Raw genomic sequence first — 25,983 nt, 5'->3', positions numbered from 1 at the left:
CCAATTTGCTTGCCTTAGAAAAAATCTGTAGGACTTTTTTGTCGCTACAGATTCTTCATTTTATATTTCTTTTCCGCCTAATTGCCCCATCTCCATTAGAGTCTCTTTCCAGACTTCCTGGACCTTAGAAGCGAGGTAAGAAGAGGCCAACTCATAAGAAGCCTGATGGAATGGAGCGAGGTCGCTTTCAAAGAGCTGGACCAGCTTGTCTGCCAACTCTTTCACCAACTCTTCTTCTGGCACTGTCTCGCTATAAGGTACCAAAAAGCCATTTTCACCCTCTTTTATAAAAGTTGGATTACCATAACGGGCATCAAAGCCCAGCAAGGCCAAACCTGCTCCAGCCGCCTCCATCAAAGTCAAACCAAAGGTCTCCCACTGAGAAGTGGTGAGGTAGGCTTGGTAGCAAGGATAGATCTGCTGAAGATCCGCATGACCGCGTAGGTGAATATAATCTTGTGCTGCAAGCTCCTGAATCAGGTGGCGCAAGTTGTCCGCTTCTCCACCCTTCCCATAAATATCAAACTGAAGGGCTGGGAGTTTTTCATGAGCTTGGGCCACTACTCGAATAGCCAAATCGATGCGTTTTCTTGGATCCAAACGGGAAGCTGTGAGCACACTAAAGGGAGGTCGATCTCCTTGTGATTCTGTCAATTCTTCTAGATGCCCAACCGGAATGCTATAGATTGGAATTCCTTGGCATCCTTGTTTAGCAAGTGTCTGCTCCAAGACTTCTTTTTGAAGATCCGTTGCCGTGATGAAATAATCGAAGCGTTTAGCATACTTGAACACATAATAATATTCATAATTGAGATGGCCATTTTCAAATTCATGCTCCGAATGAAACACCATGGCGAGCTTTGAAGGGGCAGGTTTCTCCAACAAAGGGCGAGCAAAATCCATGCGCGAAGCCCGGTCAAGCAGAATCAGATCTTCTTCTTTTAGCGACAGCTGCGACAAAAAACGTCTCATCACTTCTGTATGGTTGGTCAAAATCTCAGACCCCAGTTTATAGAGCCAGCTTCCACCTAACCTCGATTCTTCAAAAGCGATAGTCCCATCTTGATGGTGATAGATCCGTCTGACAACACTACCATACTGAAAATACTCTGTGACAAGTTTACAAGCTCCATAATACTCTCGCTTGATCCTATTTCCAGCCAAAAGATAGTCTACATAGCGGACACAGTTTGGATGATAGGGATCCAAATGAAAGCTCAAGGCGTTTCCATCCGCAAATTGGTAGCGAATGACTCTTTCCGTTTTTTCAACAACATCCAGACGAGTCAGTTGAAACTCCATTTGCAAGGCCCCTACCGACTTTTGAGGGACCGTAGTCTGTTGATCCGTAAAAGTTAAATGGGCAAAAAGCAGTTCCTCATCCCGGTGCCCCAATGAGAGGTAATAGGCCAATTTTTCTGGAGTGGGCCAAGTGGTAAAGACAAACTTCGCTGCCACTCCTAGTCTCCGGAGCATCTTTGCCCGAGAGGCTTGTGCAACATCAACCCCATTAGGTTCGAATCCCACTAATAGATTAAAGGTATAAATGGTCATGCGGTTCCTCCCTCTAATCGCTTAAACAGCTCTTCCAAAGCTTCTTTTTCAGGCAATTTCAAGATTCGTGCCTGCTCTCTTACCAATTCTTTGTGGGTCTCTGGATGCTGGAGCAAGGTATCTAGTTGCTGTTTCATTTCTTCGACTGTATCTGTGATTGTGCTCAAGTTTTTATAGGCTTCCTGATGAACCGTGCTCTTCAAACCAAATAAGACTTGCCCATTTTCAAGAGCATGAAGACTACTACTCCACACTTCTTCTCCCTGGTTGCAATCCAGATAAATAGAGCAGCTAGATAACAAGTCCTCATATTTGTCCAGCGAAATCCCTGGATAGAGGCGCACATTGGAGCGAGTCGCTAAGTCTGTTAATTTCGGCCCCATAGCCGTCAAAGCAGCAATGTGAAAGGTGACTTGTGGGAATTGATGGACCAGGCTAGATAGGCCTTCGACCTCTTGAGAAGCCGTCATAACCATGGCTTCTGGTTGAAAACTTTCCTGCTCCACATCTACCAGCCCTGACAAGACTGTGATTCCGTCTATTTTCTCACTCAACAGACCATCTTCTACCAACAAAATCTGACTGACTTGTTCTTTGTTCTCGTCTAGATCATGCGCGTCACTGGCACAGTAGGCGAGTCTTTCCTTTGGTTTCTCTTTCACAACATCTAGCAATGCCTTGTCCATCAAAAGAACGGCTTCATCTTCCGGCAAGACTTGTTCTAGGACAGCTCTTTGCAGCTCTTTCTTATTGGCATACAGGCGATCCCGTCCCTTAGGAGTTTGAAGCAAAAAGGTTCCTTGCAAGACAAAATGAAGCAAGACTTCTTCTTGTTGACGGTTCAAATAGATGTCTAAATATGGTTGGCCAGATTCCGTAAGGAGACTTTGCTTGCTTCTCCAGCCATAGCGGTTGTAGACATCAATGGATACGATCTCTTCTCCCTGACCAAACCATTCCACTCTGTCAACTGTTCGAGACAAGATATCCTCTCGCAAAACCACGTTGGCACGACGTTCCTCACCATCAAAAAGATAGGTCGTAATCCCCAAGGTCCAACATTCCCATAAATCTGGAACTTCTAGATCATTGAAAAATAATGGTTGCCCAACTTTTGATGCCGGGTCTTTTTGGGTAAAAAAGGTCGCCAGACTATCTGTCTGTTGATCCAAATCTGTTTCCAGATTGGTCACAAACACACGGTAGGGCTGGCCAAGTTTGTCCAATAATTTTCGCAAACGTTCCAGCTCTCTGGTCTGCTCTGATGCAATAATGAACATGCTGATCCTTTCTCATCAATAAGTTCTTAGTCCATGGTTTCAACGAAACTGAGGTTGATCACCACGCGCTCATAGGTTTCTGACTCTTGTAAGCCAGCTTCTTCTAGTTTTCAAGAGCCCGTTTCAACCGCGTTTTATAGATATAGCGGTGCCAGGTCAGATCATAGCCCAACATCCCAAGAAGAGCCAATTTTTCTTGCTTGGCTTCCATCTCATCCAGTACCCGCTTTTCTGTCCAAACCTGGGACAGAGTATCTGAACGACCCACGCGATACCAATAAATACATTTCTCCGTATGGACCACCCGATTGGCTTTTAAGAAGAGCTTGTACATGAGAAAGTTATCTTCAACATTTTTTCCGACCGGAAAACGAAGTCCTTCAAATAAATCACGCTTATAGAGCTTCATCATGGCACAAGCCCAGGCCATATCTCTGGTCTCCTGGATGGCATCGTGGTCCATGATCTCTCTCCCCTCATAAAGGGTCTCTGAATAATCGTCGTCCGTTACCTTGATCAAGTATTTGCTACTACTGTCATCATAGAGGTTATAGTTGGCTACGGAAACATCCGCATTATATTTTTGAAGTTGGCGATAGAGCACTTCTACATAGTCTTCCGTCACCCAGTCATCTGGATCAATAAAGGTGATGTAATCACCAGTCGCTAACTCAATCCCTGTATTCCGAGCAGCAGATAAGCCACCATTTTCTTGGCGAACGTAGCGGATGCGTGCATCCTTCCTAAAAAATTCTTTACAGATCTCTTCTGACTGGTCTGGCGAACCATCATTGACCAGGATAATTTCAAGGTGAGGGTAAGTCTGATGGATAACCGTTTCCAAACATTGTCTCAAATAAGCTTCTACATTATAGATGGGAATGATGATACTCACTACTTCATTTGTTTCCATGCTTCTTCTCATTTCTCTTTAAATAATCGCGAATCGCTGCCACCATCTCCTGCACCTGATCATCCGCAAACACTTGGTTCACACCATTCTCTACATGATTGGTTCCTTCAAAAGAGAAAATCGGCAAGCCCAATTGATGGATCGTTTGCGTCATCTGATCCACCTCATCATAAGGATTGATATCCAGGTAAAAATCCAATTTCTCTAAGACCTTTCGACTGGTCAAAGGATCAAAAGAGGGATAAAGAAAGAGGTTGGGGTAGCGTTCCAATTGCACCAAGTTAAAACCAAAATGGCTATGGGCAAGGACATGAATCGCTACGTCTGGCAACTCTTTTAACAAGGTCTCCAACTCGTGGATATCTGCTGTATGGGTATAAATAGCCGCATGATAAGGAAAATCTCCCACTAGATCTTGATAGGTTTGCTTCAAAATCGGTTTTCGAAGCAAACTTTCCTCCCAAGAGAGGGCATAATAAAACCACCATAATTCACGAAAACGATTGAAGCGTTTGGAGGTCCATGGTTTATTATGAGAGGTATAGTGAACGACTGCTGGGATCCCTTGGAAGGCATCATACCAGTCCAAATCACCATAGAGATATTGATCCTTATCAGACCCTACTTGTAGATTATAGGTCCAAGGTAATGGATACCAAGCATCTTTGAAATACAGATTCAAAATTCCTTGATCTCCGTAAACATGCTGATGGTGCTCGCGAGTGAGGTCAAAAAGAGCCTCTGTCACTTGGTGCTCTTGCCACCAAGCCTTATCAATCACCAAAAGTCCAGCATTAAAACCATCTGTAGTCGTCGGCTTATCTACCACTGCACCCAGTCCATAACCTTTTAGATCGACCTCAAATAAAGGCGATAAATCCTGTGTAAAGATCATATCACAATCCAGATAGAGGATTCGCTCTTCTTCCACCATCTCTGGAATAGCGTAACGGAAATAGGTTGCATAGTGAATATGGTCACTCGGAAGCGAAAAGGACTGGAATTGCTCGGGAGACATCCGACAATTGATCACTTCTGAATCCAACTTGCGCAAGCGCTGATTCATGATAGTAAACCACTCAGTTGGTAGATCTTCATTTAAAACATAAATTTTCAACTGGTCCTGATGGGCACACAGTGACTTCATAGCGGTTTCCAACTTCTCCATATAAGACAGATTGGCTGAAAACACGACAGCTTTTTTACTCATAACTTCCCCTTTTTTCTTTCATTAGAATACCATTTTCAAGAGAGGAAAACAATTTCTAAGCCCAAAAAAGAGGCCTAGACAAGTGTCTATGACCTCTTTTACATCGGTTTCTTATTTTGGGTCTAATTCAGCTAGTGTATCGTCTACCAAACTTGCCCCTAAGACATGCTTGAAGTGATTCAAAGCAAACTGGTGATTTTCAGGAGTGAGCGATGCCACTGCAGGTTCCACAACTTCGATCTGATAACCCAGATTGTAGGCATCAACCGCTGTATGAAGGACACAGATATCGGTCAAGACACCCGTCAAAATAACAGTATCCACATGACGTTCCCGAAGGCGGATATCTAGATCCGTCCCTGAAAAAGCAGAATAATGACGCTTGTCCATCCAAAAGACACGTGAATCCGCTTTATGTTCTCGATAAAAATCTGCTAAAGGGCCGTACAAATCGCGTCCACTAGTCCCAATGATATTATGGGGTGGGAAGAGCTTGCTTTCAGGATGAAAAGGATCGTCTACATCATGCGCATCAATGGCAAAAAAGACATAGGCTCCTTGATCAAAGGCCAATTGGGTCACCTGAGCAATGCTCTCAGAAATGGCTTGTGCAGGAGCACCTGCCGTAAGCTTACCATCATCCGCCACAAAATCGACAGTATAGTCAATTGAAATCAAAGCTTTGGTCATTAGTAATCTCTTTTCTTAATTTCTTCAAAAATATCTGGTATCAACACTTTAAGATAAGTTCCCTTCATTCCAAGAGAACGGCTTTCAATAATGCCGGCCGACTCCAATTTCCGAAGTGCATTGACAATCACAGAGCGAGTGATGCCAATCCGATCCGCGATGATAGAAGCAGTCAACTGCCCCTCATTTCCTTTCAATTCACTAAGAATGGCAGAAACAGCCCGCAATTCAGAGTAAGACAAGGTATTGACAGCCATATTCACCGCTGTGCGGCGACGAATATTTTTTTCGTCTTCTTCGCGTTGGAAATTCAACATTTGAATCCCCACCACGGTGCTCGCAATCTCAACCAAGATCAAATCATCATCCGCAAACTGTTTATCATTGCGCCAAATGATCAAGGAACCCAACCGAATCCCAGAAACATGGATAGGCGCAATGGTGGTCAAGCCATCAGGAAATTCAGACTTGGTTTCGACCGGAAAGATACTCAAATCATGGTCCACATCTAAATTAGCTTCTGTATCGTAGACCAAACTAGCCGCCTTGGCATAATCTTCTGGTAATTTTTTATTTTGAAAGAAAGCTTCTACCCGGTCATTGTTGGTCTTGTAACGCATGAAATAACCAAGAAGGGTTCCCTTGCTATTAATGATACAGGCATTACAGTGGATAATATCCGCTAATTGCTGGGCAATATCATTATAAGGCATCTCGACCTGCAACTGTTCATCAGTCCGTTTCAAGATGGATGTAATTTTACGTGTCTTTTCTAATAAGTTTGCCATAATAAACCTCGCATATAGTCAGCTCAAGTATATCATATAAGTGTGGGAATTTCAATCAAATTATCTGAAAATTATTTATTTTTTCTACAATTATGCGCAATTCAGAAAAATGTCGTTTCGATGACATGGATTTTATAAAATGAATCAAAAAAAAGATTGAAGACTTTCCTCTTCAATCCTTTATCTAATTAACGTTTGTATTGCTTCAAGAAACGAGTCATTTTTTCTTGAATTTGAGCTAACTCATCGACACGTGGAAGGTAAACGATCCGGAAGTGATCTGGATCTTTCCAGTTAAAGCCACGGCCATGAACCAAGAGAATTTTTTCTTGCTTCAAGAACTCTAAAACAAATTGCTCGTCATCATCCACGCGGTACATGTCCCGATCAATCTTAGGGAAGATATAGAGACCAGCCTTTGGCTTAACAGCTGAGAGGCCTGGAATATCATTGATGGCTTTGTAGATAAAGTTCCGTTGTTCATAAATTCGACCACCTGGAAGTAAAAGTTCATCCACGGATTGGTAGCCTCCAAGAGAGGTTTGCACAACATGTTGAGACAAGACATTTGAACAAAGACGCATATTGGACAACATGTTCAAGCCTTCGATATAGCCCTTCACGTGATGCTTTGGTCCGGACAGAACCATCCAACCAACACGGAAACCGGCAATCCGGTGAGATTTTGACAAGCCATTCATACTCACACAGAAGAGATCAGGCGCTAAACTTGCGATAGCCGTGTGTTTTTCACCATCCATGACCAAGCGATCGTAAATTTCATCCGCAAAGATGATCAAGTTATTTTGACGAGCGATCTCTACAATCTCAAGCAGGATCTCATCTGGATAGAGGGCACCTGTTGGGTTATTCGGGTTGATGACAACGATAGCCTTGGTATTTGAGGTGATTTTCGACTTGATATCTTCAATATCTGGATACCAGTTTGCTTCTTCATCACAAAGATAGTGAACCGCATTCCCACCAGCTAGGCTGACGGCTGCTGTCCAAAGAGGATAGTCCGGCATGGGAACCAAGACCTCATCCCCGTTGTCGAGCAGTCCTTGCATGGACATGACGATCAGCTCACTCACTCCATTTCCAAGGTAAATATCATCAATATCCACATTTGGAATTTTTTTCAACTGGCAGTACTGCATGATGGCTTTGCGGGCTGAAAAGATCCCTTTTGAGTCTGAATAACCTTCACTATCACGCGCATTCATGATCAAATCATGGATAACTTCATCTGGAGCTGTAAAGCCAAATTCAGCAGGATTCCCTGTATTCAAACGTAGAATTTTTTCTCCATTTGCTCGCATGCGCATGGCTTCTTCCAAGACTGGACCACGAATATCGTAAGCGACATGTTCGAGTTTGCTTGATTTATTATATTCCTTCATATTCTGCCTCGATTCACGAAATTATCTCTATTATACCACTAGTTCAAATAGAGTACAAACCGAGGACTTTAAAAATTCTGCAAAAATATAGCAGAAAAGCGAGACTTTACCTTTACATTCTAGCTCAAAAGAGATAAAATATAAGTGTATAAAGAATAGGATTCCCTTCTATTCTATCCATGTTTTCAAGCTATAAGGAGGTAGGATTATGTCTCAAAAATACGAAAACATTATGGTCGCTGTCGACGGTTCTCATGAAGCAGAATTAGCCTTTGAAAAAGGGGTTAACGTTTCTCTTCGCAACGGCTCTAAATTGACTATTGCCCACGTCATCGATACCCGTGCCCTTCAAAGCGTCTCAACTTTTGATGCTGAGGTCTACGAAGAATTGCAAGAAGAAGCTAACGAATTGCTCAAGGGCTACAAGGAACGTGCTGAAAAAGTCGGCGTTCAAAATGTTGTGACTGTTGTAGAAATGGGAAATCCAAAAGTCCTCTTAGCCAATGATATCCCAAGTAAGGAAGGGGTTGACCTTATTATGGTCGGGGCTACCGGACTCAATGCCTTCGAACGGTTAATGGTCGGATCCTCCTCAGAATATATCCTTCGCCACGCCAAAGTAGACTTACTAGTGGTACGTGATAAGGATAAAACCATGTAAGAAAGAAAAAGTTTGGAACAAAGGTTCCAAACTTTTTTAGTTGTCTTTTTTTGCTTCTTTTTGTTTTGCATGTTTTTCGTAGGCCTTGAGCTGGCGATCGAGTTCTTTTTTGATAGCTGGTTCCGGGGCGTATTTTTCTTCCCAATCATCTGGCTTCAGAATTTTGTGGGTTACTGGATCAAAGTGCGCCTTTCCATCTGGGAAAATCTTGCCCATATTGGCCCGGTGAACAATCTCAAAGACCTCTTCAGGATCAACTCCCATTAGTACAAAGCTACCATAAGTCAGATAGAGGGTATCAATTAAGGCATCAACCTGCCCTACCATGGAGATCTCAGCTGGATGCTTGCTCCGAACCTTATCTGCAGCCTTATCCAAGGCTTCGTGAAGAGCTGCTACCGAGCGGTCAAATTCTTCCTCACTTGTGCTAGCTGCTCGGACAAATTCAACCAACTCCTCTTGCTTGAACATGGTTCGATAAAGGGCGTCTTGAGGCTGCCAAACAACTGGTTTCTCCTGGGTTTCCCCATCCATCACACCATGGAAGGTTTTGACCTTATTGAAGTGATCATCCTTAGAAAGAAAGAGTTCTTTCTCTGAGAGAATACCAAAGTGTTGCAGGGCCTTTTGGATGCCATCCTTGCCATTACTAGTCGTGGTATGCTTGGCAATTGCCTTGACACTGGTCGTCCCATTTCCCATCGCAATAGACAAGCCAACACCTGACAGCATCTCTAAGTCATTATCAGAATCTCCAAAAGCCATCACTTCATCGATGTCAAAGCCAAATTCCTGACCAACGATGCGGATCCCTTCTAACTTGGAAATGCCTGGGTTGAGGACATCTGCTGCAAAAGGACTAGACCGTGTGAATTTCAGATCCGGAAACTCTTTTTCAATTTTTGCAGTCTCCTCTGGACTCGATAAGATCAACACTTGGTAGATTGGTTCTTGCGCTAGTGCATAGAGGGTATCCTGATCTTGTGGGACGACCTTGCTGACCACTTTGTTAAATCCACGACTGACTGTACGGGCCATTTTGCGGGGCACAAAGCGACTGGACCAGGTTGAAATAGGACTCATCCCAAAACTCATGATCCGAGAACCGAATACCCCATCCTTGGTACCGAGAGCAATTTCCTTGCGGTGTTCTCGAGCATAGTCAATTAGTTGGTGCAGACTCTTTTTATCGATTGGACTGGTAAATAGCACGCGGTCCTTGGTCAAAATATACTGACCATTATAGGTCACGGCAAAATCAAAGCCATAGCGTTCCATAAACGGTTTGACAAAGGCCGGTCCCCGCCCTGTCGCAAGGCCTACATAGATCCCTTCTTCCTTTAAAGACTGAATAGCTTTTTCTGTTGATTTGAGGACCGCTCGACTATCATTCACCAAGGTTCCATCGATATCAAAAAAGACTGCTTTTATTTCCATGTCTACTGTTTCTTTCTTTTTATGATAAAATAAATTATATCACATATTCCAAGGAGCTTCACATGTTTAAGAAAATTTTAGCACTACATACCGGAGGGACCATTTCGATGGCGGCAGATGACTCTGGGGCAGTGATTACCAATGAAGTCAATCCCATGACCCAAGTTACTTCACCAATTGAAGGGATTGCAGTCACCTCAGAGGACTTCTTCAACCTTCCCAGCCCTCAAATGACTCCTCGTCACATGTTAGCCCTGTATCAAAAAATCAAAGAGGAAGCTCACAACTATGATGGCATCGTTATTACCCACGGAACAGATACGCTGGAAGAAACGGCTTATTTCTTGGATACCATGGAGTTACCAGAGATCGCTGTGGTCATTACAGGAGCTATGCGAAGCTCCAATGAGCTAGGAAGCGATGGCGTCTATAATTTTCTGACAGCCCTTCGAGTGGCTGCCGATCCAAAAGCACGTGATAAAGGGGTCTTAGTCGTCATGAACGATGAAATTCATGCGGCTAAGTACGTCACCAAAACCCACACCACCAATGTCAGCACCTTCCAGACACCAACCCACGGACCACTAGGTTTGGTCATGAAAAAGGAAATCCTCTTCTTTAAAACAGCCGAGCCAAGGGTGCGCTTTGATCTCGATACCATCGATGGTTTCGTTCCGATCATTGCTACCTATGCAGGGATGAAAACCGATCTGCTGGATATGCTGGATCTTTCAAAGCTCGACGGCCTCATTATCCAAGCCTTTGGAGCAGGAAACATCCCTAAAGAAACGGCACATAAACTCCAAGAATTCATGGATGCAGGCCTTCCAATCGCTTTAGTATCCCGTTGCTTCAATGGAATCGCTGAACCCGTCTACGCATATGAAGGAGGAGGCGTCCAACTCCATCAAGCAGGTGTCTTTTTCATCAAAGAATTAAATGCCCCCAAAGCGCGCATCAAACTCCTCATCGCCCTCAATGCCGGCCTAAAAGGACAAGAACTCAAAGACTATATCGAAGGGTAAAATAAGATACAAAGGGCGTAGCGGATACAGTCAAAATAGGGAATACGACGAAGAATCCAAAAGATTCTAGGAGGATTCATCTTTTTGACACAATCCGCAGCCCGTGTTCAATTAATAAGATACAAAGCCCGTAAAATACAATCTTAAAGGGAGTAGAGTGGAATCCAAAGAATTTCCACTCTACTCCCTTTTTATATTTTAGTCTAAATGTTCTTTCTTTTCTAAGTAAAGCGAGAGCAAATGCCAATCGGGGTGTTCACGCCAATTTGGCGTGGCTACAATCTGGCTGGCGACTTTCCGCGCTTCTTCCAGAATGGGATAATCTTCTACCAAATCAGCCACTTGAAATTCTGGAATCCCAGATTGACGGGTTCCAAAGATTTCACCTGAACCCCGCATTTTCAAATCTTCTTCCGCTAGAACAAACCCATTGGTCGTCTCTGTCATGATTTTCATGCGCTGCTTGCCACTATCTGTCTTAGGATTGGCTACTAGAATAGCATAGGATTGCTTGCTTCCCCGACCAACCCGGCCTCGAAGCTGGTGAAGTTGGCTAAGACCAAACCGATCTGCATCCATAATGACCATAACGGTCGCATTGGGCACGTTGACTCCTACTTCAATAACGGTCGTAGACACCAAAACATCGACTTGGTGCTCTTTAAAGGACTGCATGATAGCATCTTTTTCTTCACTTTTCATCTTCCCATGAAGAAGAGAAACGCGTGCTCGCTGTCCAAAGAAGGTCTCTAGCTCTTCTTTGAGGGCAAGGGCGTTTTTCAAATCTAGCGCCTCTGACTCCTCAATCAATGGAGAAATAAAGTAGGCTTGAGAACCTTTGCCAAGTTCTTTGACTAACCAGTCGAGGACCACTTCTAACTGCTCATGCTTGACCCAACGTGTGATGATTTCCTTGCGTCCCGCAGGCATCTGATCAATGATGGACACATCCATATCTCCAAAGGCTGTAATAGCCAAGGTCCGGGGAATAGGGGTAGCCGTCATCATCAGGACGTCTGGATTTTGTCCCTTTTCTCGAAGAATACGACGTTGGGAAACCCCAAAGCGATGCTGTTCATCAATAATGACCAAGCCTAGATCTTGGTAGTGAACTCCCTCTTGAATCAAGGCATGTGTCCCCACAATCAATTGGGCTTTTCCTGAGGCGATCTCTTCTAAGACTTCTCGTTTCTCAGCCGCCTTTAATCCTCCTGTTAGAAGGGCAATTGGCAAATCTGGAAAAAGATTTTGCAAGCTTTCCTTGTGTTGCTCTGCCAAAATCTCCGTTGGAACCATCAAGGCAGCTTGCTTACCAGCACTAATAGCTGCATACATAGCAAGACCGGCCACGACTGTCTTCCCGCTTCCCACATCCCCTTGTAAGAGGCGGTTCATATGATAAGGAGAAGCCATATCTGTCAAGATTTCATTCAAGCTGTTTTCTTGAGCTTGCGTTAGCTCAAAAGGGAGCTGTTTTTTTCGTTCTGCTAATTTTTCTGGATCCCAGGCCAAGGAAATCCCTTGGCTTGCATCGTGATTTTCTTCTTTTAGCACTTGGAGTTGCAGCTGGAAAAAGAGGAGCTCTTCAAATTTTACCCGGCGAAGGGCTTGCTTGTACTCTGCCAGATCCTTAGGGAAATGCATAGCTTGCACTGCTTGGGAACGGGACATGAGTTGATAACGCTCTCGTAAGATTTGGGGTACATTCTCTTCTAAAAGCTGGTCCAAGCCCTGGTCGAATGCTATTTTGATCAATTTCACCAGACTGTTTTGGCTGACTCCTTGCGTCACTCGATAGACCGGCTGCAAATCATCTTCCACTTGAGCCAGGAGCTTCATTCCTGTCAAACTGCCTTTGGCCTTGTCCCATTTCCCAAAAATCGCCACTGTCTGCTGAACCTCAATTTTGTCTGCTAGATAGGGTTGGTTGAAAAAATTAACCGCAATGACCTGGTCTCCCTGTTTGATCGAAAAACGCAAGCGATTTCGTTTGTAGCCATAATATTGGACATTGGCTGGTGTTGCTACCACCCCAGAGATGACGGCTTTTTCACCATCTTCCAACTCTAAAACATTGCGCGTTTTGAAGTCTTCATAGCGAAAGGGGAAATACAAGAGCAGATCTTCTAAGGTTTCAATCCCTAACTTTTTAAATTTTTCCGCCGATTTTGGACCGACTCCAGGAAGTACGGATAAGGGTTGGTGTAGATTCATTTTTCCTCCTTTCTTTTATAAAAAAGCAGGCCCATCCGGGAAAATCCCACCTGCTTCTTCTTATTCTTCACCTGTATAGTCACGAGGAATCCGATCACTCAAGAGACAGACCACTTCATAATTAATGGTCCCACGGTAATCTGCAACCTCTGTTGCCGTAATTTCTTTTTCTCCATCTCGGCCAATTAGGGTAACCTTGGTCCCCAGAGGCAATTCTTCTGGAAGGCGAACAGTAATCTGGTCCATCGAAACGCGACCAACAATGGGACAATAGTCCCCCTTAATCAGCACATGAAAGTTTTGCATCTCTCGGATCCAACCATCCGCATAGCCGATAGGAATCGTTCCAATCCATTGGGGTTCTTCCGTCGTATAGGTTGCCCCGTAACCAATATCTTGACCAGCTTCTAACTGTTTCACATGAACTAATTCGCTCACCAAACTCAAGGCTGGCTTGATTTCATAAGGCAAGTCTAACACAGAACCACTGGGATTCAAACCGTACATGACATCTCCCAAGCGCACAGCTGTGAAAATCGTATCCGCATGCCACAAAGAGGTGGCAGAATTACTCGCATGGACAATGGGAGGAAGGGTTTCAAGAGCAGCCAATACTTCTTTGAAAAACTGGTATTGCGCTTGAAATTTTCGATCATCTGCCTCATCTGCTGTCGCAAAATGAGTAAAGATCCCTTCAATTTCAGCTCCAGCTGCTAAGAGAAGGCGTTCAGCTTCTTTGATCTCTTCGATCCTTCGGAATCCAATCCGCCCCATTCCTGAATCCACCTTGATATGGACCTTCAATCCTGAAAGATCTGCTTCTTGTCCAAGCAATTGGTCCAACCAAGCAAGACTAGCCACCGTTAAGCGGATGTCATGCTCTTTGGCTAGATTCACTGTTTCACTCGGCACAACTCCCAAAATCAAAAGAGGGTGTTGCAAACCTTCTTCACGAATTTCAAGGGCTTCATCCATATTGGAAACACAAAAACCATCTACCTGAGGTGCCAATTTTTTGGTCACCGCAACGACCCCATGACCATAGGCGTTGGCCTTGACGACTGCATATTTCAAGGCTTGACTTGGAATATGCTCACTGACTTGTTGCACATTAAAGGCAATGGCATCCAAATCGACTCTTGCAACCGTTGGTCTATGTTTACTTGCTTTCATTTTCTTCCTCCAAAATGACACTGGTCGACACTAGGTCTCCCTTATGACTGATCGAAATCCATACCTTCCCAGAAAAAGGAGACTTGGAAAAATAGGGAGCTCCGTGGGCATCATTTAAAATTTCTAACTCTTGAAAACCAACCGGTCCAATCCCTGTTCCCATTGCCTTTGAAAAGGCTTCTTTGGCGGACCATCGGCCCGTTAAGTATTCCATTTTCCGTTTTCCAGACAATTCCTCAAAGCGCTCTCGCTCAGCCTCGGTTAAGACTTTTTCAGCGAATCGGGTATTCTTCTGATAGGCTTTTTCAATCGCAGCGATCGATTCGATATCGATGCCATGTCCTTTGATCATCTTGTTTTATCCTTATTTATCGTTTCAGTATCGTTTTACTGACAAAAGAGAAGAGGCTAAAGAATCACTCCTTCCGCCCCTGCCTTTTACTTATTCATCGTTGCAATTTCTTTGACCAAGGCCTGTGTTTTTTCCCAACCCAGGCAAGGGTCTGTGATGGATTGACCATAAACCACTGGTTCATTTTGACGGCCATCTTCTAGATAGGATTCAATCATGAAACCACGAACTAAAGTTGCCAAATCCTTGTTCCAAGCACGGTTCATCATGGTTTCTCTCACGATGCGTACTTGCTCTTCGAATTGTTTGCCAGAATTGTCATGGTTGGTATCCACCAGGATGAAGGGATGTTGCAAGCCCATTTCGCTATAGCGTTTTGCTGCCGCTAGCAAATCTTCATAATGGTAGTTTGGAATATTCTTACCACTTGCATCCAAGCCTCCACGAAGGATCGCATGAGCTAAAGGATTTCCTGATGTTTCCACTGCTTGGGCATTGAACAAAAAGTTTTGGGGATGTTGGGCTGCATAAATCGCATTGAACATGACAGAAAGATTTCCAGAAGTTGGATTCTTCATGCCTGTCGGAGCAGAGATCCCACTAGATACAAAGCGGTGCTCCTGGTCTTCAACTGAACGCGCTCCAATGGCATGATAAGAAATCAAATCCTCAACATACGGAAGACTTGCTGGATAAAGCAACTCATCCGCAGTTGTCAAACCAGTTTCTGTAATCACACGGTAGTGGAGATGTCGGACTGCTTTCAAACCGTCCACAAAGCTTGGTGCTGCATGTGTATCTGGTTGGTGCATCAAGCCTTTATAGCCATCCCCATTGGTCCGAGGTTTAGCCGTATAGACCCGCATCACAATGAAAATCTGATCTTTGACTTGCTCTTGCAAGTCTGCCAAACGACGGGCATAGTCCATCACAGCTTCTTCATTATCAGAAGAGCAAGGCCCGATCACAAGAAGGATCCGTTGGTCTTCTCCTTTGATAATAGCTTCCAATTCTCGATCACGCGCTTCTTTGCGCTCCAAGGCTGGACCTTCCAAGCGGTAAAGCGAAGTGATCTCTTGCTCATCAATCTTATTGCTCTTCGTAATGAATACCATACGGCCTCCTTATGCTAGCTAGACCCATCCTCTTTCTATTTCAGAGGAGCTCTTAAAATTTACGTCCGTGACAGTTTTTAAATTTCTTGCCTGAACCACAAGGGCACAAATCGTTGCGTTTCACTTGTGACAAGTCAATATCTGCTGGAATATCTTGTTGTTGCGCTGCAATGTTACGAGTCGCAGTTGTTGAAATACTGTGTTCCGTACGTGGACGTTCTTGTTCGTGAATTTGGGCTTTCATCATAAGACGAGTCACATCAAATTCAATCGATCCGATCATATCGTTAAACATACGGAAACTTTCTGATTGGTATTCCACTACTGGGTTATTTTGCGCATACCCACGGAGTCCAACGGCATTTCGCAATTGATCCAAAGCATCGATGTGGTCTGTCCACTTGCTGTCCACCACGCGAAGGATCAAGACTTTTTGGAACTCTTGTACAGACTCTTCGTCACGCAATTTCGCTACCTGACTGGCATAGATTTCTTCTGCTCGTCCATACAAGTAATCGATAACTTCCTTGTCAGATTTTCCTTCAATATCGCTTTCAGAAATCGTATCTTCTGGAACCAAATTGTATTTGGCAAAGTTCAGAATCGCTTCAACGCGTTCTTCCTTACTTGAGTGGCTGGCTCCTTCAACAATCCGTTTGATGGTCCGTTTGATCATGGCCTTGATCTCAGGTGCCAAGTCACGGTTAGCTGTGATAACATCATAGCGTTCAGCATAGATAATTTCCCGTTGTTCCCGCATCACGTCATCGTATTGAAGGACTTGTTTACGGGTATCGTAGTTGTTTCCTTCAACCCGTTTTTGTGCACCCTCTACTTGACGGGTGAACATATTTGAACGGATCACCGATTCTTCTTCGCTCAACTTGAAGCGATCAAGCACTGCTTTGATCCGTTCAGAACCGAAACGGCGCATCAATTCATCTTCAAGAGACAAGTAGAATTGAGATTCACCTGGATCCCCTTGACGTCCTGAACGTCCACGAAGCTGGTTATCGATCCGACGACTTTCGTGACGTTCTGTCCCGATAACACATAGTCCACCGAGTTCGCGAACACCTTCACCAAGCTTGATATCGGTACCACGTCCGGCCATGTTAGTCGCGATAGTAACAGCACCACGTTGACCAGCGTTCATGATGATTTGCGCTTCTTTGTAGTGGTTTTTCGCATTCAAAACTTCGTGAGGGACACCTGCTTGAACCAACAATTGAGAAAGGTAATCACTGGTTTCAACGGCAACGGTACCTACTAGGACTGGTTGACCTTTTTCATGACGAGACTTGACATCTTCCACAACAGCTTTGAATTTTGATTTCAAGCTTGGGTAGAGAAGGTCTGGATGGTCAATACGGGCAATCGGACGGTTTGTTGGAATTGGAATCACGCGAATGTTATAAATTTCACGGAATTCTTCTTCTTCGGTTTTCCCTGTCCCTGTCATCCCTGACAACTTCTTGTACATACGGAAGAGGTTTTGGTAAGTAATCGACGCAGATGTTTTGGTTTCTTCTTGAACTGGAACACCTTCTTTGGCTTCAATCGCTTGGTGAAGTCCATCAGAATAGCGACGTCCTTCCATGGTCCGACCAGTAAATTGGTCGACGATCAAGATTTCTTGATCTTCGCTGACCACATAGTCGATATCCAAAATCATGATGTAGTTGGCACGAAGGGCATTGTCGATAAAGTGAGTCAAAGCTACGTTTTCAATATCGTACAAGTTTTCAAGATTAAAGTAGCTTTCTGCCTTATCGATTCCTGAATCAGACAAACCGATGGTTTTAGATGGGACATCGATAATGTAATCGTCCTCTGTCAAGGTCTTCACATAAGCATCCGCCATGTGATAGAGCTGGCTCGTATCAGAAGCTGTCTGACCAGAAACGATCAACGGAGTACGGGCTTCGTCAATCAAGATGGAGTCTACCTCATCGACCAAGGCATAGTTCAATGGACGTTGAACCATGTTTTCTGCACGCACAACCATGTTGTCACGCAAGTAGTCAAAACCAATCTCTGAGTTGGTTGAGTAAGTGATATCACAGAGGTAAGCTTCTTTTTTCTCAGCTGGAGATTTTGCTGCAAGGTTGATCCCTACTGAAAGGCCAAGCCATGAGTATAGTTCTCCCATCTCTGTTGCATCCCGCTCGGTCAAGTATTCATTGACGGTGACAACGTGCACCCCTTTGCCAGACAAGGCATTCAAGTATACCGGCATGGTTGCTGTCAGGGTTTTTCCTTCCCCTGTACGCATCTCTGGAACGTCACCATGGTGAAGGACGATTCCCCCCATGACCTGAACCTTGTATGGGAACAAACCAAGAACCCGTTTTGCAGCTTCACGAACAACTGCAAAAGCTTCGTACAAGAGATCATCCAAAGACTCACCATCTTGGTAGCGTTGCTTAAACTCAACTGTTTTCGCTTTTAATTCGTCATCCGTCAAAGCTGCCATTTGGTCTTCATAAGAAAAGACCTTGTCAGCCATTTTTTCAAGGCGTTTGATTTCGCCTCGATCATTTTCAATAATTGTTTTTAATAAATTTGCCATTTTTTTCCTTACTTTGAATTTTTCAAAATCTAAAATGTTCTTTTTATTCTAGCATTTTTTAAACATTTTTTCAAGATCAAGGCTGTATCTTACAAGACTTTCGAGTGGTTTTTTTCGTGTAAGAAAATCCAAAAAGATGCCTGCTCAAGCAGACATCTTTTCTATATACGGTGTTTATTCAGACAAATGGTAAGAATAGCTTGCCACAACCACTTCTTCATGCCAACGAAGTGCATACTTCAATTTCAAACTCATTTGGTTGTGGAGAATATTTTGCCAATGTTTTTTAGGAATAAATTGAGGAACTAAGACTGTAACAGTGTTGCCTTTTTCCTTGGCTTCCTCAGCTACTTTTGAGACAAATTCAACTGTTGGCTGGATAATATCCCGGTAACTGGTCATGACATTTTCAAAGCGAATATGAGGGAAATAATGCTTAAATTCTTCCGCCACTTCCGCATCTTTAACCTTGGTTTCTTCCGTTGAGACGTGCATAGCTATAACATCGTTTCCTAGGCTATTTGCATAACTCATAGCTCCCACACTTACCTGAGTGACATTCCCAACAAGGACAATCACGGTATTGCCCGCATAACTTGTCTTTTCAATCTTACCTCCCAAGCGCAATTGAGCCGCAACTTTATCATAGTGATTACGGATACTCAAGAACATCCAAAGCAAGAGACCAATAATAGGGAAGAAGGGCCAGATCTCACGCAAACGGAATAATAAGAGGATCAAGACAATCCCATAACAGATGGCTGCCCCCAGGATATTGGCAAGCGAATACTTAAGAAATCCTTTTTGATATTGGCGTTTCCAGTGGATCACCATCCCTGTTTGAGAAAGGGCAAAAGGAATGAAGACCCCGATGGTATAAAGCGGAATCAAGCTTTCTGTTTGCCCATCAAAGATCAAGAGCAAAACGATGGCACCAATCGCCAAGGTCAAAATCCCATTAGAATAGCCCAGACGATCCCCTTTTTCCATATACATGTGTGGCATGTATTTATTTTTAGCCATGTTAAAGGCCAACATTGGAAAGGCTGAGAAACCGGTATTAGCCGCAACTGCCAAGATCAAGGCTGTTGATAATTGGAAGACGTAAAAGAAGGCTTGTCCGACTGGGGAATTCCCTAAGATGGCTTGGGCCATTTGGGCTAGAGTTGTTACCCCTTTTGCCGGAACGACACCCACCCAGTAATTGAGGAAGGTAATCCCTGCAAACATAATCCCCAAAATCAAAGCCATGATGGTCAAGGTAGAGGCTGCATTCTTTGCTTTTGGTTTCTTAAAGAAAGGAACCGAATTGGAGATGGCTTCAACCCCTGTTAGTGAAGCCGATCCACTCGTAAAGGCCCGCAATAAGAGAATGACACTAACCCCTGAAATGGTTTGACCCACATGAGCAGTTGCGTTATAGGCCAAGTGACCCGTCAAGATTTGGATCACACCATAGCCGATCAAGGCAATGGTACTGACAATGAACAGATAGACCGGAATCATCAAGGAAGTAGCCGATTCGCGCAGTCCCCGAAGGTTCATCAGCATCAAGATCAAGACCAATAAAATGGAAATGTGAAGATTATAAGGATGAAGAGATGGAATCGCTGACGTGATGGCATCTGCACCGGAAGAAACAGATACCGCTACCGTCAGCATGTAATCGACCAAGAGACTACCACCAGCAATCAAACCCGCTTTGGGAGACAAGTTCTCCGTAGTCACCATGTAGGCCCCTCCCCCTTGAGGGTAGGCATGAATGACCTGGCGATAAGAAATTGTTAAACTGGCTAGGAGAATCAGGACCACAATCCCAATTGGAATGGACCACCAAATGGCTCCTGCTGATACGGTCATCAAGACCAGGATAACTTGCTCTGGACCGTAGGCGATAGAAGAAAGTGCGTCACTAGAGAGCATGGCCAAAGCCTGCATTTTCCCTAGCAATCCGCCTTCACCTTCTGCACCAGATTTCAACGGACGGCCAATAAACCATTTTTTCAATGTTGAAAACATAAAAAACTCCTTGAAAAAAGATCATGAGGCCGGGAATTCCCTGCCTCTTTTCATAAAACAGGGGTTATTCTACTCCTTTTTTTCAAGACTGTCAACCAAAATTGTGAAATTCTCATAAAGTTTTCATTGTGTTCATCCATTCAAGCTCTCTTAGATCGGTCAGCTTCTTTTCAAATCGATCCAAGCAAAAACGAGGCTGGGACAAAAATCCTAGCCTCTCAATTATTTTTGGATTGTCGAGCAAGACGCAGTGGTTGAGTGGGCTCTACTACGCTGATTTCATCAGCTTTTACAGCCCTACTCAACTGTGCGGAGGTGGGACGACGAAATCGAATTCTAACGAATTCCGATTTCTGTCCCACTCTCACTTTTTTATTTTGCTTGATTTTCGACATAAAAGGCAATGATATTCGAAGTGTACTGGGCTGTGCCAGCTCCAAACTTGTCGATATTTTCCTTGAATTCTGGATTATAAACATAGCCTTTGCCGATATGGCCAAAAACCTCTATAGAGCAGTCAAATCCATACGTTCGAATCGCGTCTAAAAGTTTGGCGGCTTCTTCTTGGTTTTCCGATGCTGTTACTGGCAAACCTGCTTGGAGGTTTTTAGCCAAGGCTTGAAAGACTTGATTAAAGGCTCTTGTCGCCTCCTCTTCTCGACCTTTTTGGCGTTCAAGCGCTTGGTCCATGACTTCTTGACCATATTTCTCTACTGCTTCTTGGTGGTATTTTTGATTGTCTTGATAGCTAAATCCAGTGAATTTTTCCTCAATGGTCATGTTTCTTTCTCCTTTTTGTTCTTGAATGGTTTTTTGCAAGGTGGCAATCAAGGTATCCAGATGTTGTCTTTCTCGAGTTAGATAGTCCAACTGCCTGGTCAAATGGGGCAATAAGTTAGATTTTTCTTCGGCTAAGAGTTCTGCTATTTGGTCTAAGGAAAATCCTAGATACTTGTAGTAGAGAATCACCTGTAATCGTTCTAAATCTTCTTGACTGTATGTCCGATAGCCATTTTCAGATTTCACAGGGACGAGAAGTCCTATCTTGTCATAGTGGTGCAAGGTCTTGACAGAGACACCCGACAGCTCTGCAGCTTCTTTGATATGGTACATGATTTCCTCCTTATACTCAATGAAGATCAAAGAGCAAACTAGGAAGCTAGCCGCAGGTTGCTCAAAGCACTGCTTTGAGGTTGTAGATAGAACTGACGAAGTCAGTAACATATGTACGGCAAGGCGACGCTGACGTGGTTTGAATTTGATTTTCGAAGAGTATTACAAGGATAGTATAACCCCTACCCTTAGGTCAGAGTCAAGGCTTAACATAAAAAAGTTTTCAGATAAAAAAGGCTTGAGTTGTTTCACAACTTTTAACTCAAACCCTTTCTTTTTTATGGATGACTTACGATTAATTCTAAACCTTGTCCTTCCAAAGTCCAAGATTCAACATCGCTCGGTAAGATAAAGTGGCTTCCTTTTTGAATAGGATAATCCTTTCCATCTACCGTCAATTTCCCTTCTCCGGCTAAGACGCTCAACAAGCTGTAATCAGCGGTCTTTTCAAAATCAGCTTTTCCAGTCAGTTCCCACTTATAAACGGTGAAGAAATCACTGGCAACCAAGGTGGTCATTCGAAGATCATCGATTACAACTGTATCTGGATGGCTATTGGCAGGCTCACCGATGTTTAACACATCAATTGATTTTTCCAAGTGAAGTTCACGCAAGTTTCCTTGAGCATCCTTACGGTCAAAATCATAAACCCGGTAGGTGGTGTCACTCGACTGTTGGGTTTCAAGAATCAATATTCCAGATCCAATGGCGTGCATGGTCCCACTTGGCACATAGAAGAAATCTCCAGCCTTGACAGGAACTTTTGTCAGCAAGGCATCCCAGTTCTTGTCCTCAATTTGCTGGCGGAGTTCTTCTTTTGACTTGGCATTGTGCCCATAGATAATCTCAGATCCTTCATCAGCCGCAATCACATACCAACACTCAGTTTTTCCAAGTTCTCCTTCATGCTCCATTGCATAGGTATCATCTGGGTGCACCTGTACACTGAGCCAATCGTTGGCATCCAAAATCTTTGTTAATAAAGGAAAGACAGGTTCTTTACGATTACCGAATAATTCCCGATGCTCTTGATAGAGCTGATCCAATCCCATTCCTTCGTATGGACCATTGGCTACTTTAGAAACCCCATGTGGATGGGCTGAAATCGCCCAAAATTCACCGACATGGTCGCTCGGAATTTCGTAACCAAATTCTTCTTTCAGACGAGTTCCTCCCCAAATTTTTTCCTGCATGACTGAATGTAAAAATAATGGTTGTCCCATAATATCCTCCTCGCATTTCATGTTTCTATTATACAAAAAAAAGAAAGTTTTTGAAAGCCCTTTCCATCATTTTCCTCTCTCGCCAGAAACTTCATTTTTGTGTATAATGAAAGGGATGACACTAAAAGAAAACATTATCCAACTGGCGCATTCTATTGGGATTTCAAAAATTGGCTTTACAACCGCTGATGACTTCGCTTATTTGGAAAAATCGCTCCGCTTGGCCGTTGAGGAAGGACGGAATTCTGGATTCGAGCATAAGAATATTGAAGAGCGCATCCAACCCAAATTAAGTCTCTCCTCCGCTAAGACCATCATCTCAATCGCTGTCGCCTACCCCCACAAACTCAAGCAGCAACCTCAAAAAACAGCCTATAAAAGAGGAAAATTCACGCCCAACAGCTGGGGATTAGACTACCATTATGTCCTTCAAGACAAGCTCAACCGCTTAGCTGCTGGGATTGAAGAAATGACGCAAGATTTTGAATACAAGGGCATGGTCGATACTGGAGCACTGGTTGATACGGCTGTCGCCCAACGAGCTGGTATTGGCTTTATCGGAAAAAATGGCTTGGTCATTTCAAAAGAATACGGTTCTTACATGTTTCTGGGCGAATTGATTACCAACCTCGAAATCGAACCGGATCAGCCAGTCGACTATGGTTGTGGAGACTGTCGACGTTGTTTAGATGCATGCCCAACCTCCTGTTTAATCGGAGATGGCTCTATGAATGCCAAGCGTTGTTTGTCCTTCCCAACCCAAGACAAGGGCATGATGGACCTAGAATTTCGCAAGAAAATTAAAACGGTCATCTATGGATGTGACATCTGTCAGATTTGCTGCCCTTATAACAAAGGGCTAGATAATCCCTTAGCAACAGAAATCGATCCTGATCTGGCTCATCCAGAGTTGATTCCTTTTATCGAGCTGTCCAACGGACAATTTAAGGAAAAATTCGGACATGTTGCTGGAAGTTGGCGAGGCAAGAACATCCTCCAGCGCAATGCCATCATTGCATTAGCCAATGCCAATGACCGTTCGGCCATCCCTAAGCTCCTGAACATCATCGAAACTTCACAAAATCAGATTCATATTGCAACGGCTATCTGGTCCTTAGGGCAACTGCTTCGTGAAGTCACGCCGGACCTTGTTGAGCTCTTACGGAATATCAAACATCCGACCGATGCTATCATAGAAGAACGAACTGCTTTCTTTGAAAAATTCGGCATTCAAGCAGATTCACAGCTACAATGAAAAAACACTAAGGTTGTATCCTTAGTGTTTTTTTAGTTCCTTCAAGAAATACCAACTACCCATCTCTACTTGGTTAAAGCTAATCTCACTTGAATAGACTTCCTTGTAACCATTTTTCGTGTAAAAATAGACATTACCTTTGGTATTGGTATAAAAGGCTAGTTTTTCACCTTTGATCTCTTCCAAGAAAGGCTCAATTCCTTCTGTCATAAAGCGACTGCCATAGCCCTGCCGTTGGTGTTTAGGGGCGACTGCGAGAAGCATCAAATACCAATCAAAGTCTACATTTTGCTCCAATTCCTTATCCGTGTCCTCCATAAATTTAAAGTAGGACAACATATTCTTCAAGGAAATAAACTTGAGCAAACCGAATCCCCCATTTAAGAGATAGGCCCGAAAAGGAATCGGTCCCTTTTGCAACAAGGCAACTGCATAAATTTCATCATTTTTTTCTGCCACAAGGCAAATATGGTGCTTAAGAAAAACCTTTACCAGGATGCGCATCATTGCCTCAACAAAGGCAGGGTATTGCTTGGGATCACGCACCAAATCCTTGATAACTTTTAAAAATAGATAGTCCTCAAAAGCTGTACTGGCTACTCGAACCACCTGATCCAGATCTGCTTTTTTTGCTTTTCTGTACTTCATCTTCTCTCCTATTCTAAGTCCACTTTCCAGTATACACTATCCCTCGCTCTTAGACAAAGGTCAATTTTCAGCAATTTGTTCATTCAAGCCAGCAAAAAGAGTCCTCCCCAGACGAGTCCTAGCCCCCAAGCGACGAGGGCATCCTTGGGATAATGAACTCCTCCAAGAACTCGGACAAGGGCTAATAGAAGAGATAGGAGCATCGAGCACATTCCTAGCGGAAGAGACAACTGGCAGACACACATGGAGATAATGGTCGCCGAAAAAACATGTCGGCTAGGAAAGGAATGACCGGATGAATTTTTTTCTAATAATGGTTGAATCTCCCATTTTTCATAAGGTCTTGGAACATTGACCCAATGACGAAAGAGGCTAAACAAGACAAAACCCGAAGCAGGGATCCAGATAAAAGGCCAGATTCCTCCAAGCGAAGTTTTCTTTAAAAACAGCCAACAAAAAACCATTCCGTAGACGCCTGGCATCACAAGCGTCAAGATTCGATTCATCCGTTTAAGGACCTGTATCCGACTTGGTTTTTTCGTAAAAGGCAAGGTTAGCCAACGATAAAATTTTGGATAATCGTGAAGGTTACGCTTCATGTTGGCACTCCTGTCTTTCATCTCATTTTTGTACTACTAGTATACGCGATCCTAAGAAAACCTGTCAAGCAAGGCTTCTTTTTTATTGTTTCTTTCTTCTTTTTCTATACAACCGCTATTCCTTTTTTTGCTTTTATCAATTTTATGTCTCCAAGAATCGACTTTTCTATCACTTTTTCCTAGTAAAAAATGGAGTCGAATCGACTCCATCCTTCATCTTTAGATAATAATACCTTCTAGATGATCCATTTCGTGCTGACAGATCTGGGCTGGAAAACCTGACAACTGAATTGTTTTTGCTTTCCAATTCACATCTCGATAGGCCACTGAAATCTCCTCATAACGAGTGGTCGGCCGACTCCCCACCAAGGACAAGCATCCTTCTTCTGTTTGGTAAGGCTTTTTCTTTTCAAGGAGAACAGGATTAAACAGGACCAAATTTTCACTTCCCATTCGGATGATAATCGCCCGTTTTTTCACCCCGATCATATTAGCCGCTAAACCCACACACTCAAGGAGATGAGCATTTAAAGTGTCCTGCAAATCCAAAGCCAAGGTGCGATCCTCAGGTGTCGCTTCCTCTGACTTTTGACCCAAGAATAAGACATCTTTTACAATATTCTTTTTCATTCCTTCCTCACTTCTTGATAGGTAGACGAAAGAAGAGAGTGGGACAGAAATCGGTAATTCGTTAGAATTCGATTTCGTCGTCCCACCTCCGCACAGTTGAGTAGGGCTG

The 25,983-nt window shown here is 43.6% G+C and carries 21 protein-coding genes and 1 pseudogene; 3 read left to right on the top strand and 19 right to left on the bottom strand.

Annotation, left to right across the window (positions count from 1 at the left end; all coding sequences use genetic code 11):
- Positions 1-60 precede the first annotated feature (60 nt).
- From I2E70_RS06185 to I2E70_RS06155, 7 genes and pseudogenes are all read right to left on the bottom strand, one after another.
- Positions 61-1,554, bottom strand: a complete 1,494-nt coding sequence (locus I2E70_RS06185; protein ID WP_155124675.1) for a glycosyltransferase — start codon at positions 1,552-1,554, stop codon at positions 61-63.
- On the bottom strand, positions 1,551-2,834 hold the full coding sequence (locus I2E70_RS06180; RefSeq protein WP_195423993.1) for an accessory Sec system glycosyltransferase GtfB: 1,284 nt from the start codon (positions 2,832-2,834) through the stop codon (positions 1,551-1,553). Before I2E70_RS06180 ends, I2E70_RS06185 begins: the two co-directional genes overlap by 4 nt.
- A gap of 26 nt (positions 2,835-2,860) precedes the next feature.
- A pseudogene (locus tag I2E70_RS06175) lies at positions 2,861-3,747 on the bottom strand (glycosyltransferase family 2 protein).
- On the bottom strand, positions 3,734-4,957 hold the full coding sequence (locus tag I2E70_RS06170; protein WP_195423991.1) for a glycosyltransferase: 1,224 nt from the start codon (positions 4,955-4,957) through the stop codon (positions 3,734-3,736). The pseudogene I2E70_RS06175 and the gene I2E70_RS06170 overlap by 14 nt, the downstream one beginning before the upstream one ends.
- Positions 4,958-5,068: 111 nt before the next feature.
- Entirely contained in the window at positions 5,069-5,647 is a 579-nt protein-coding gene (locus I2E70_RS06165) for a cysteine hydrolase family protein (RefSeq protein ID WP_155124671.1), read from the bottom strand.
- Positions 5,647-6,435, bottom strand: a complete 789-nt coding sequence (gene codY / locus I2E70_RS06160) for a GTP-sensing pleiotropic transcriptional regulator CodY (RefSeq protein ID WP_021153765.1) — start codon at positions 6,433-6,435, stop codon at positions 5,647-5,649. Before codY ends, I2E70_RS06165 begins: the two co-directional genes overlap by 1 nt.
- A 188-nt stretch (positions 6,436-6,623) precedes the next feature.
- A complete protein-coding gene (locus I2E70_RS06155) occupies positions 6,624-7,838 on the bottom strand; it encodes a pyridoxal phosphate-dependent aminotransferase (RefSeq protein ID WP_021153766.1) in 1,215 nt (404 codons plus the stop codon).
- Positions 7,839-8,046: 208 nt separating this feature from the next.
- Between I2E70_RS06155 and I2E70_RS06150 the strand changes: the two genes are divergently transcribed.
- Positions 8,047-8,499 carry a universal stress protein gene (locus I2E70_RS06150; protein WP_003008541.1) on the top strand — a complete coding sequence of 151 codons (453 nt, stop codon included), beginning with the start codon at positions 8,047-8,049 and terminating at the stop codon, positions 8,497-8,499.
- Positions 8,500-8,535: 36 nt separating this feature from the next.
- Here the strand turns inward: I2E70_RS06150 and I2E70_RS06145 are convergent, their stop codons facing one another.
- Entirely contained in the window at positions 8,536-9,936 is a 1,401-nt protein-coding gene (locus I2E70_RS06145) for a Cof-type HAD-IIB family hydrolase (RefSeq protein WP_049473128.1), read from the bottom strand.
- Positions 9,937-9,998: 62 nt separating this feature from the next.
- On the opposite strand from I2E70_RS06145, the gene I2E70_RS06140 reads away from it, so the two are divergent.
- On the top strand, positions 9,999-10,961 hold the full coding sequence (locus I2E70_RS06140; RefSeq protein WP_049473127.1) for an asparaginase: 963 nt from the start codon (positions 9,999-10,001) through the stop codon (positions 10,959-10,961).
- Positions 10,962-11,159: 198 nt separating this feature from the next.
- Here the strand turns inward: I2E70_RS06140 and recG are convergent, their stop codons facing one another.
- The 8 genes from recG to manA all read right to left on the bottom strand — a co-directional run bounded on the left by recG (position 11,160) and on the right by manA (position 22,742).
- The gene (recG, locus tag I2E70_RS06135; RefSeq protein ID WP_195423988.1) at positions 11,160-13,175 is read right to left on the bottom strand and encodes an ATP-dependent DNA helicase RecG; all 2,016 of its coding nucleotides are present in this window, start codon (positions 13,173-13,175) and stop codon (positions 11,160-11,162) included.
- Positions 13,176-13,235: 60 nt separating this feature from the next.
- Positions 13,236-14,348 (bottom strand): alanine racemase, encoded by a 1,113-nt coding sequence (gene alr, locus I2E70_RS06130; RefSeq protein ID WP_155170148.1) that lies wholly within the window; start codon positions 14,346-14,348, stop codon positions 13,236-13,238.
- Positions 14,335-14,700, bottom strand: coding sequence for a holo-ACP synthase (gene acpS, locus I2E70_RS06125; RefSeq protein ID WP_031572889.1), 366 nt, complete (start codon positions 14,698-14,700; stop codon positions 14,335-14,337). The genes alr and acpS overlap by 14 nt, the downstream gene beginning before the upstream one ends.
- 86 nt (positions 14,701-14,786) lie before the next feature.
- Complete coding sequence (locus I2E70_RS06120; RefSeq protein ID WP_003014498.1) at positions 14,787-15,815, bottom strand: 3-deoxy-7-phosphoheptulonate synthase; 1,029 nt, start codon at positions 15,813-15,815, stop codon at positions 14,787-14,789.
- A gap of 52 nt (positions 15,816-15,867) precedes the next feature.
- The gene (secA, locus tag I2E70_RS06115) at positions 15,868-18,387 is read right to left on the bottom strand and encodes a preprotein translocase subunit SecA (RefSeq protein WP_155170150.1); all 2,520 of its coding nucleotides are present in this window, start codon (positions 18,385-18,387) and stop codon (positions 15,868-15,870) included.
- Positions 18,388-18,561: 174 nt separating this feature from the next.
- Complete coding sequence (locus tag I2E70_RS06110; RefSeq protein WP_155170152.1) at positions 18,562-20,406, bottom strand: APC family permease; 1,845 nt, start codon at positions 20,404-20,406, stop codon at positions 18,562-18,564.
- 372 nt (positions 20,407-20,778) lie between these two features.
- Positions 20,779-21,519 (bottom strand): MerR family transcriptional regulator, encoded by a 741-nt coding sequence (locus tag I2E70_RS06105; RefSeq protein ID WP_195423985.1) that lies wholly within the window; start codon positions 21,517-21,519, stop codon positions 20,779-20,781.
- Between the two features lie 278 nt (positions 21,520-21,797).
- The gene (manA, locus tag I2E70_RS06100; protein ID WP_003005297.1) at positions 21,798-22,742 is read right to left on the bottom strand and encodes a mannose-6-phosphate isomerase, class I; all 945 of its coding nucleotides are present in this window, start codon (positions 22,740-22,742) and stop codon (positions 21,798-21,800) included.
- A 115-nt stretch (positions 22,743-22,857) separates the two neighbouring features.
- Here manA and queG point away from each other — a divergent pair, with 115 nt between their 5' ends.
- Positions 22,858-23,997, top strand: coding sequence for a tRNA epoxyqueuosine(34) reductase QueG (gene queG, locus I2E70_RS06095; protein WP_195423983.1), 1,140 nt, complete (start codon positions 22,858-22,860; stop codon positions 23,995-23,997).
- A gap of 21 nt (positions 23,998-24,018) precedes the next feature.
- On the opposite strand, the gene I2E70_RS06090 is transcribed toward queG, so the two are convergent.
- The 3 genes from I2E70_RS06090 to I2E70_RS06080 form a co-directional block, all read right to left on the bottom strand.
- Positions 24,019-24,645 carry a GNAT family N-acetyltransferase gene (locus tag I2E70_RS06090; protein WP_195423981.1) on the bottom strand — a complete coding sequence of 209 codons (627 nt, stop codon included), beginning with the start codon at positions 24,643-24,645 and terminating at the stop codon, positions 24,019-24,021.
- An 83-nt stretch (positions 24,646-24,728) separates the two neighbouring features.
- Positions 24,729-25,244, bottom strand: coding sequence for a phosphatase PAP2 family protein (locus I2E70_RS06085; protein WP_195423979.1), 516 nt, complete (start codon positions 25,242-25,244; stop codon positions 24,729-24,731).
- A gap of 219 nt (positions 25,245-25,463) precedes the next feature.
- Positions 25,464-25,874: a peptide deformylase gene (locus I2E70_RS06080; protein ID WP_070505238.1), complete on the bottom strand. Its 411-nt coding sequence runs from the start codon at positions 25,872-25,874 to the stop codon at positions 25,464-25,466.
- Positions 25,875-25,983 lie beyond the last annotated feature (109 nt).

The sequence above is a fragment of the Streptococcus parasanguinis genome, from assembly GCF_015556095.1.
GTDB lineage: Bacteria > Bacillota > Bacilli > Lactobacillales > Streptococcaceae > Streptococcus > Streptococcus parasanguinis_Q.
Note: the sequence above shows the minus strand (reverse complement) of the source record. Positions and strands in the feature narration are given on the sequence as shown.

Excerpts from the sequence above, each read along its gene's own strand:
- I2E70_RS06170 (WP_195423991.1), bottom strand. The coding sequence starts at position 4,957 with ATGAGTAAAAAAGCTGTCGTGTTTTCAGCCAATCTGTCTTATATGGAG.
- secA (WP_155170150.1), bottom strand. The coding sequence starts at position 18,387 with ATGGCAAATTTATTAAAAACAATTATTGAAAATGATCGAGGCGAAATC.
- I2E70_RS06110 (WP_155170152.1), bottom strand. The coding sequence starts at position 20,406 with ATGTTTTCAACATTGAAAAAATGGTTTATTGGCCGTCCGTTGAAATCT.
- alr (WP_155170148.1), bottom strand. The coding sequence starts at position 14,348 with ATGAAAGCAAGTAAACATAGACCAACGGTTGCAAGAGTCGATTTGGAT.
- I2E70_RS06085 (WP_195423979.1), bottom strand. The coding sequence starts at position 25,244 with ATGAAGCGTAACCTTCACGATTATCCAAAATTTTATCGTTGGCTAACC.
- manA (WP_003005297.1), bottom strand. The coding sequence starts at position 22,742 with ATGGGACAACCATTATTTTTACATTCAGTCATGCAGGAAAAAATTTGG.
- I2E70_RS06140 (WP_049473127.1), top strand. The coding sequence starts at position 9,999 with ATGTTTAAGAAAATTTTAGCACTACATACCGGAGGGACCATTTCGATG.
- I2E70_RS06080 (WP_070505238.1), bottom strand. The coding sequence starts at position 25,874 with ATGAAAAAGAATATTGTAAAAGATGTCTTATTCTTGGGTCAAAAGTCA.
- codY (WP_021153765.1), bottom strand. The coding sequence starts at position 6,435 with ATGGCAAACTTATTAGAAAAGACACGTAAAATTACATCCATCTTGAAA.
- I2E70_RS06185 (WP_155124675.1), bottom strand. The coding sequence starts at position 1,554 with ATGACCATTTATACCTTTAATCTATTAGTGGGATTCGAACCTAATGGG.
- I2E70_RS06180 (WP_195423993.1), bottom strand. The coding sequence starts at position 2,834 with ATGTTCATTATTGCATCAGAGCAGACCAGAGAGCTGGAACGTTTGCGA.
- queG (WP_195423983.1), top strand. The coding sequence starts at position 22,858 with ATGACACTAAAAGAAAACATTATCCAACTGGCGCATTCTATTGGGATT.
- recG (WP_195423988.1), bottom strand. The coding sequence starts at position 13,175 with ATGAATCTACACCAACCCTTATCCGTACTTCCTGGAGTCGGTCCAAAA.
- I2E70_RS06120 (WP_003014498.1), bottom strand. The coding sequence starts at position 15,815 with ATGGTATTCATTACGAAGAGCAATAAGATTGATGAGCAAGAGATCACT.
- I2E70_RS06155 (WP_021153766.1), bottom strand. The coding sequence starts at position 7,838 with ATGAAGGAATATAATAAATCAAGCAAACTCGAACATGTCGCTTACGAT.
- I2E70_RS06145 (WP_049473128.1), bottom strand. The coding sequence starts at position 9,936 with ATGGAAATAAAAGCAGTCTTTTTTGATATCGATGGAACCTTGGTGAAT.
- I2E70_RS06105 (WP_195423985.1), bottom strand. The coding sequence starts at position 21,519 with ATGTACCATATCAAAGAAGCTGCAGAGCTGTCGGGTGTCTCTGTCAAG.
- I2E70_RS06165 (WP_155124671.1), bottom strand. The coding sequence starts at position 5,647 with ATGACCAAAGCTTTGATTTCAATTGACTATACTGTCGATTTTGTGGCG.
- I2E70_RS06150 (WP_003008541.1), top strand. The coding sequence starts at position 8,047 with ATGTCTCAAAAATACGAAAACATTATGGTCGCTGTCGACGGTTCTCAT.
- I2E70_RS06090 (WP_195423981.1), bottom strand. The coding sequence starts at position 24,645 with ATGAAGTACAGAAAAGCAAAAAAAGCAGATCTGGATCAGGTGGTTCGA.
- acpS (WP_031572889.1), bottom strand. The coding sequence starts at position 14,700 with ATGATCAAAGGACATGGCATCGATATCGAATCGATCGCTGCGATTGAA.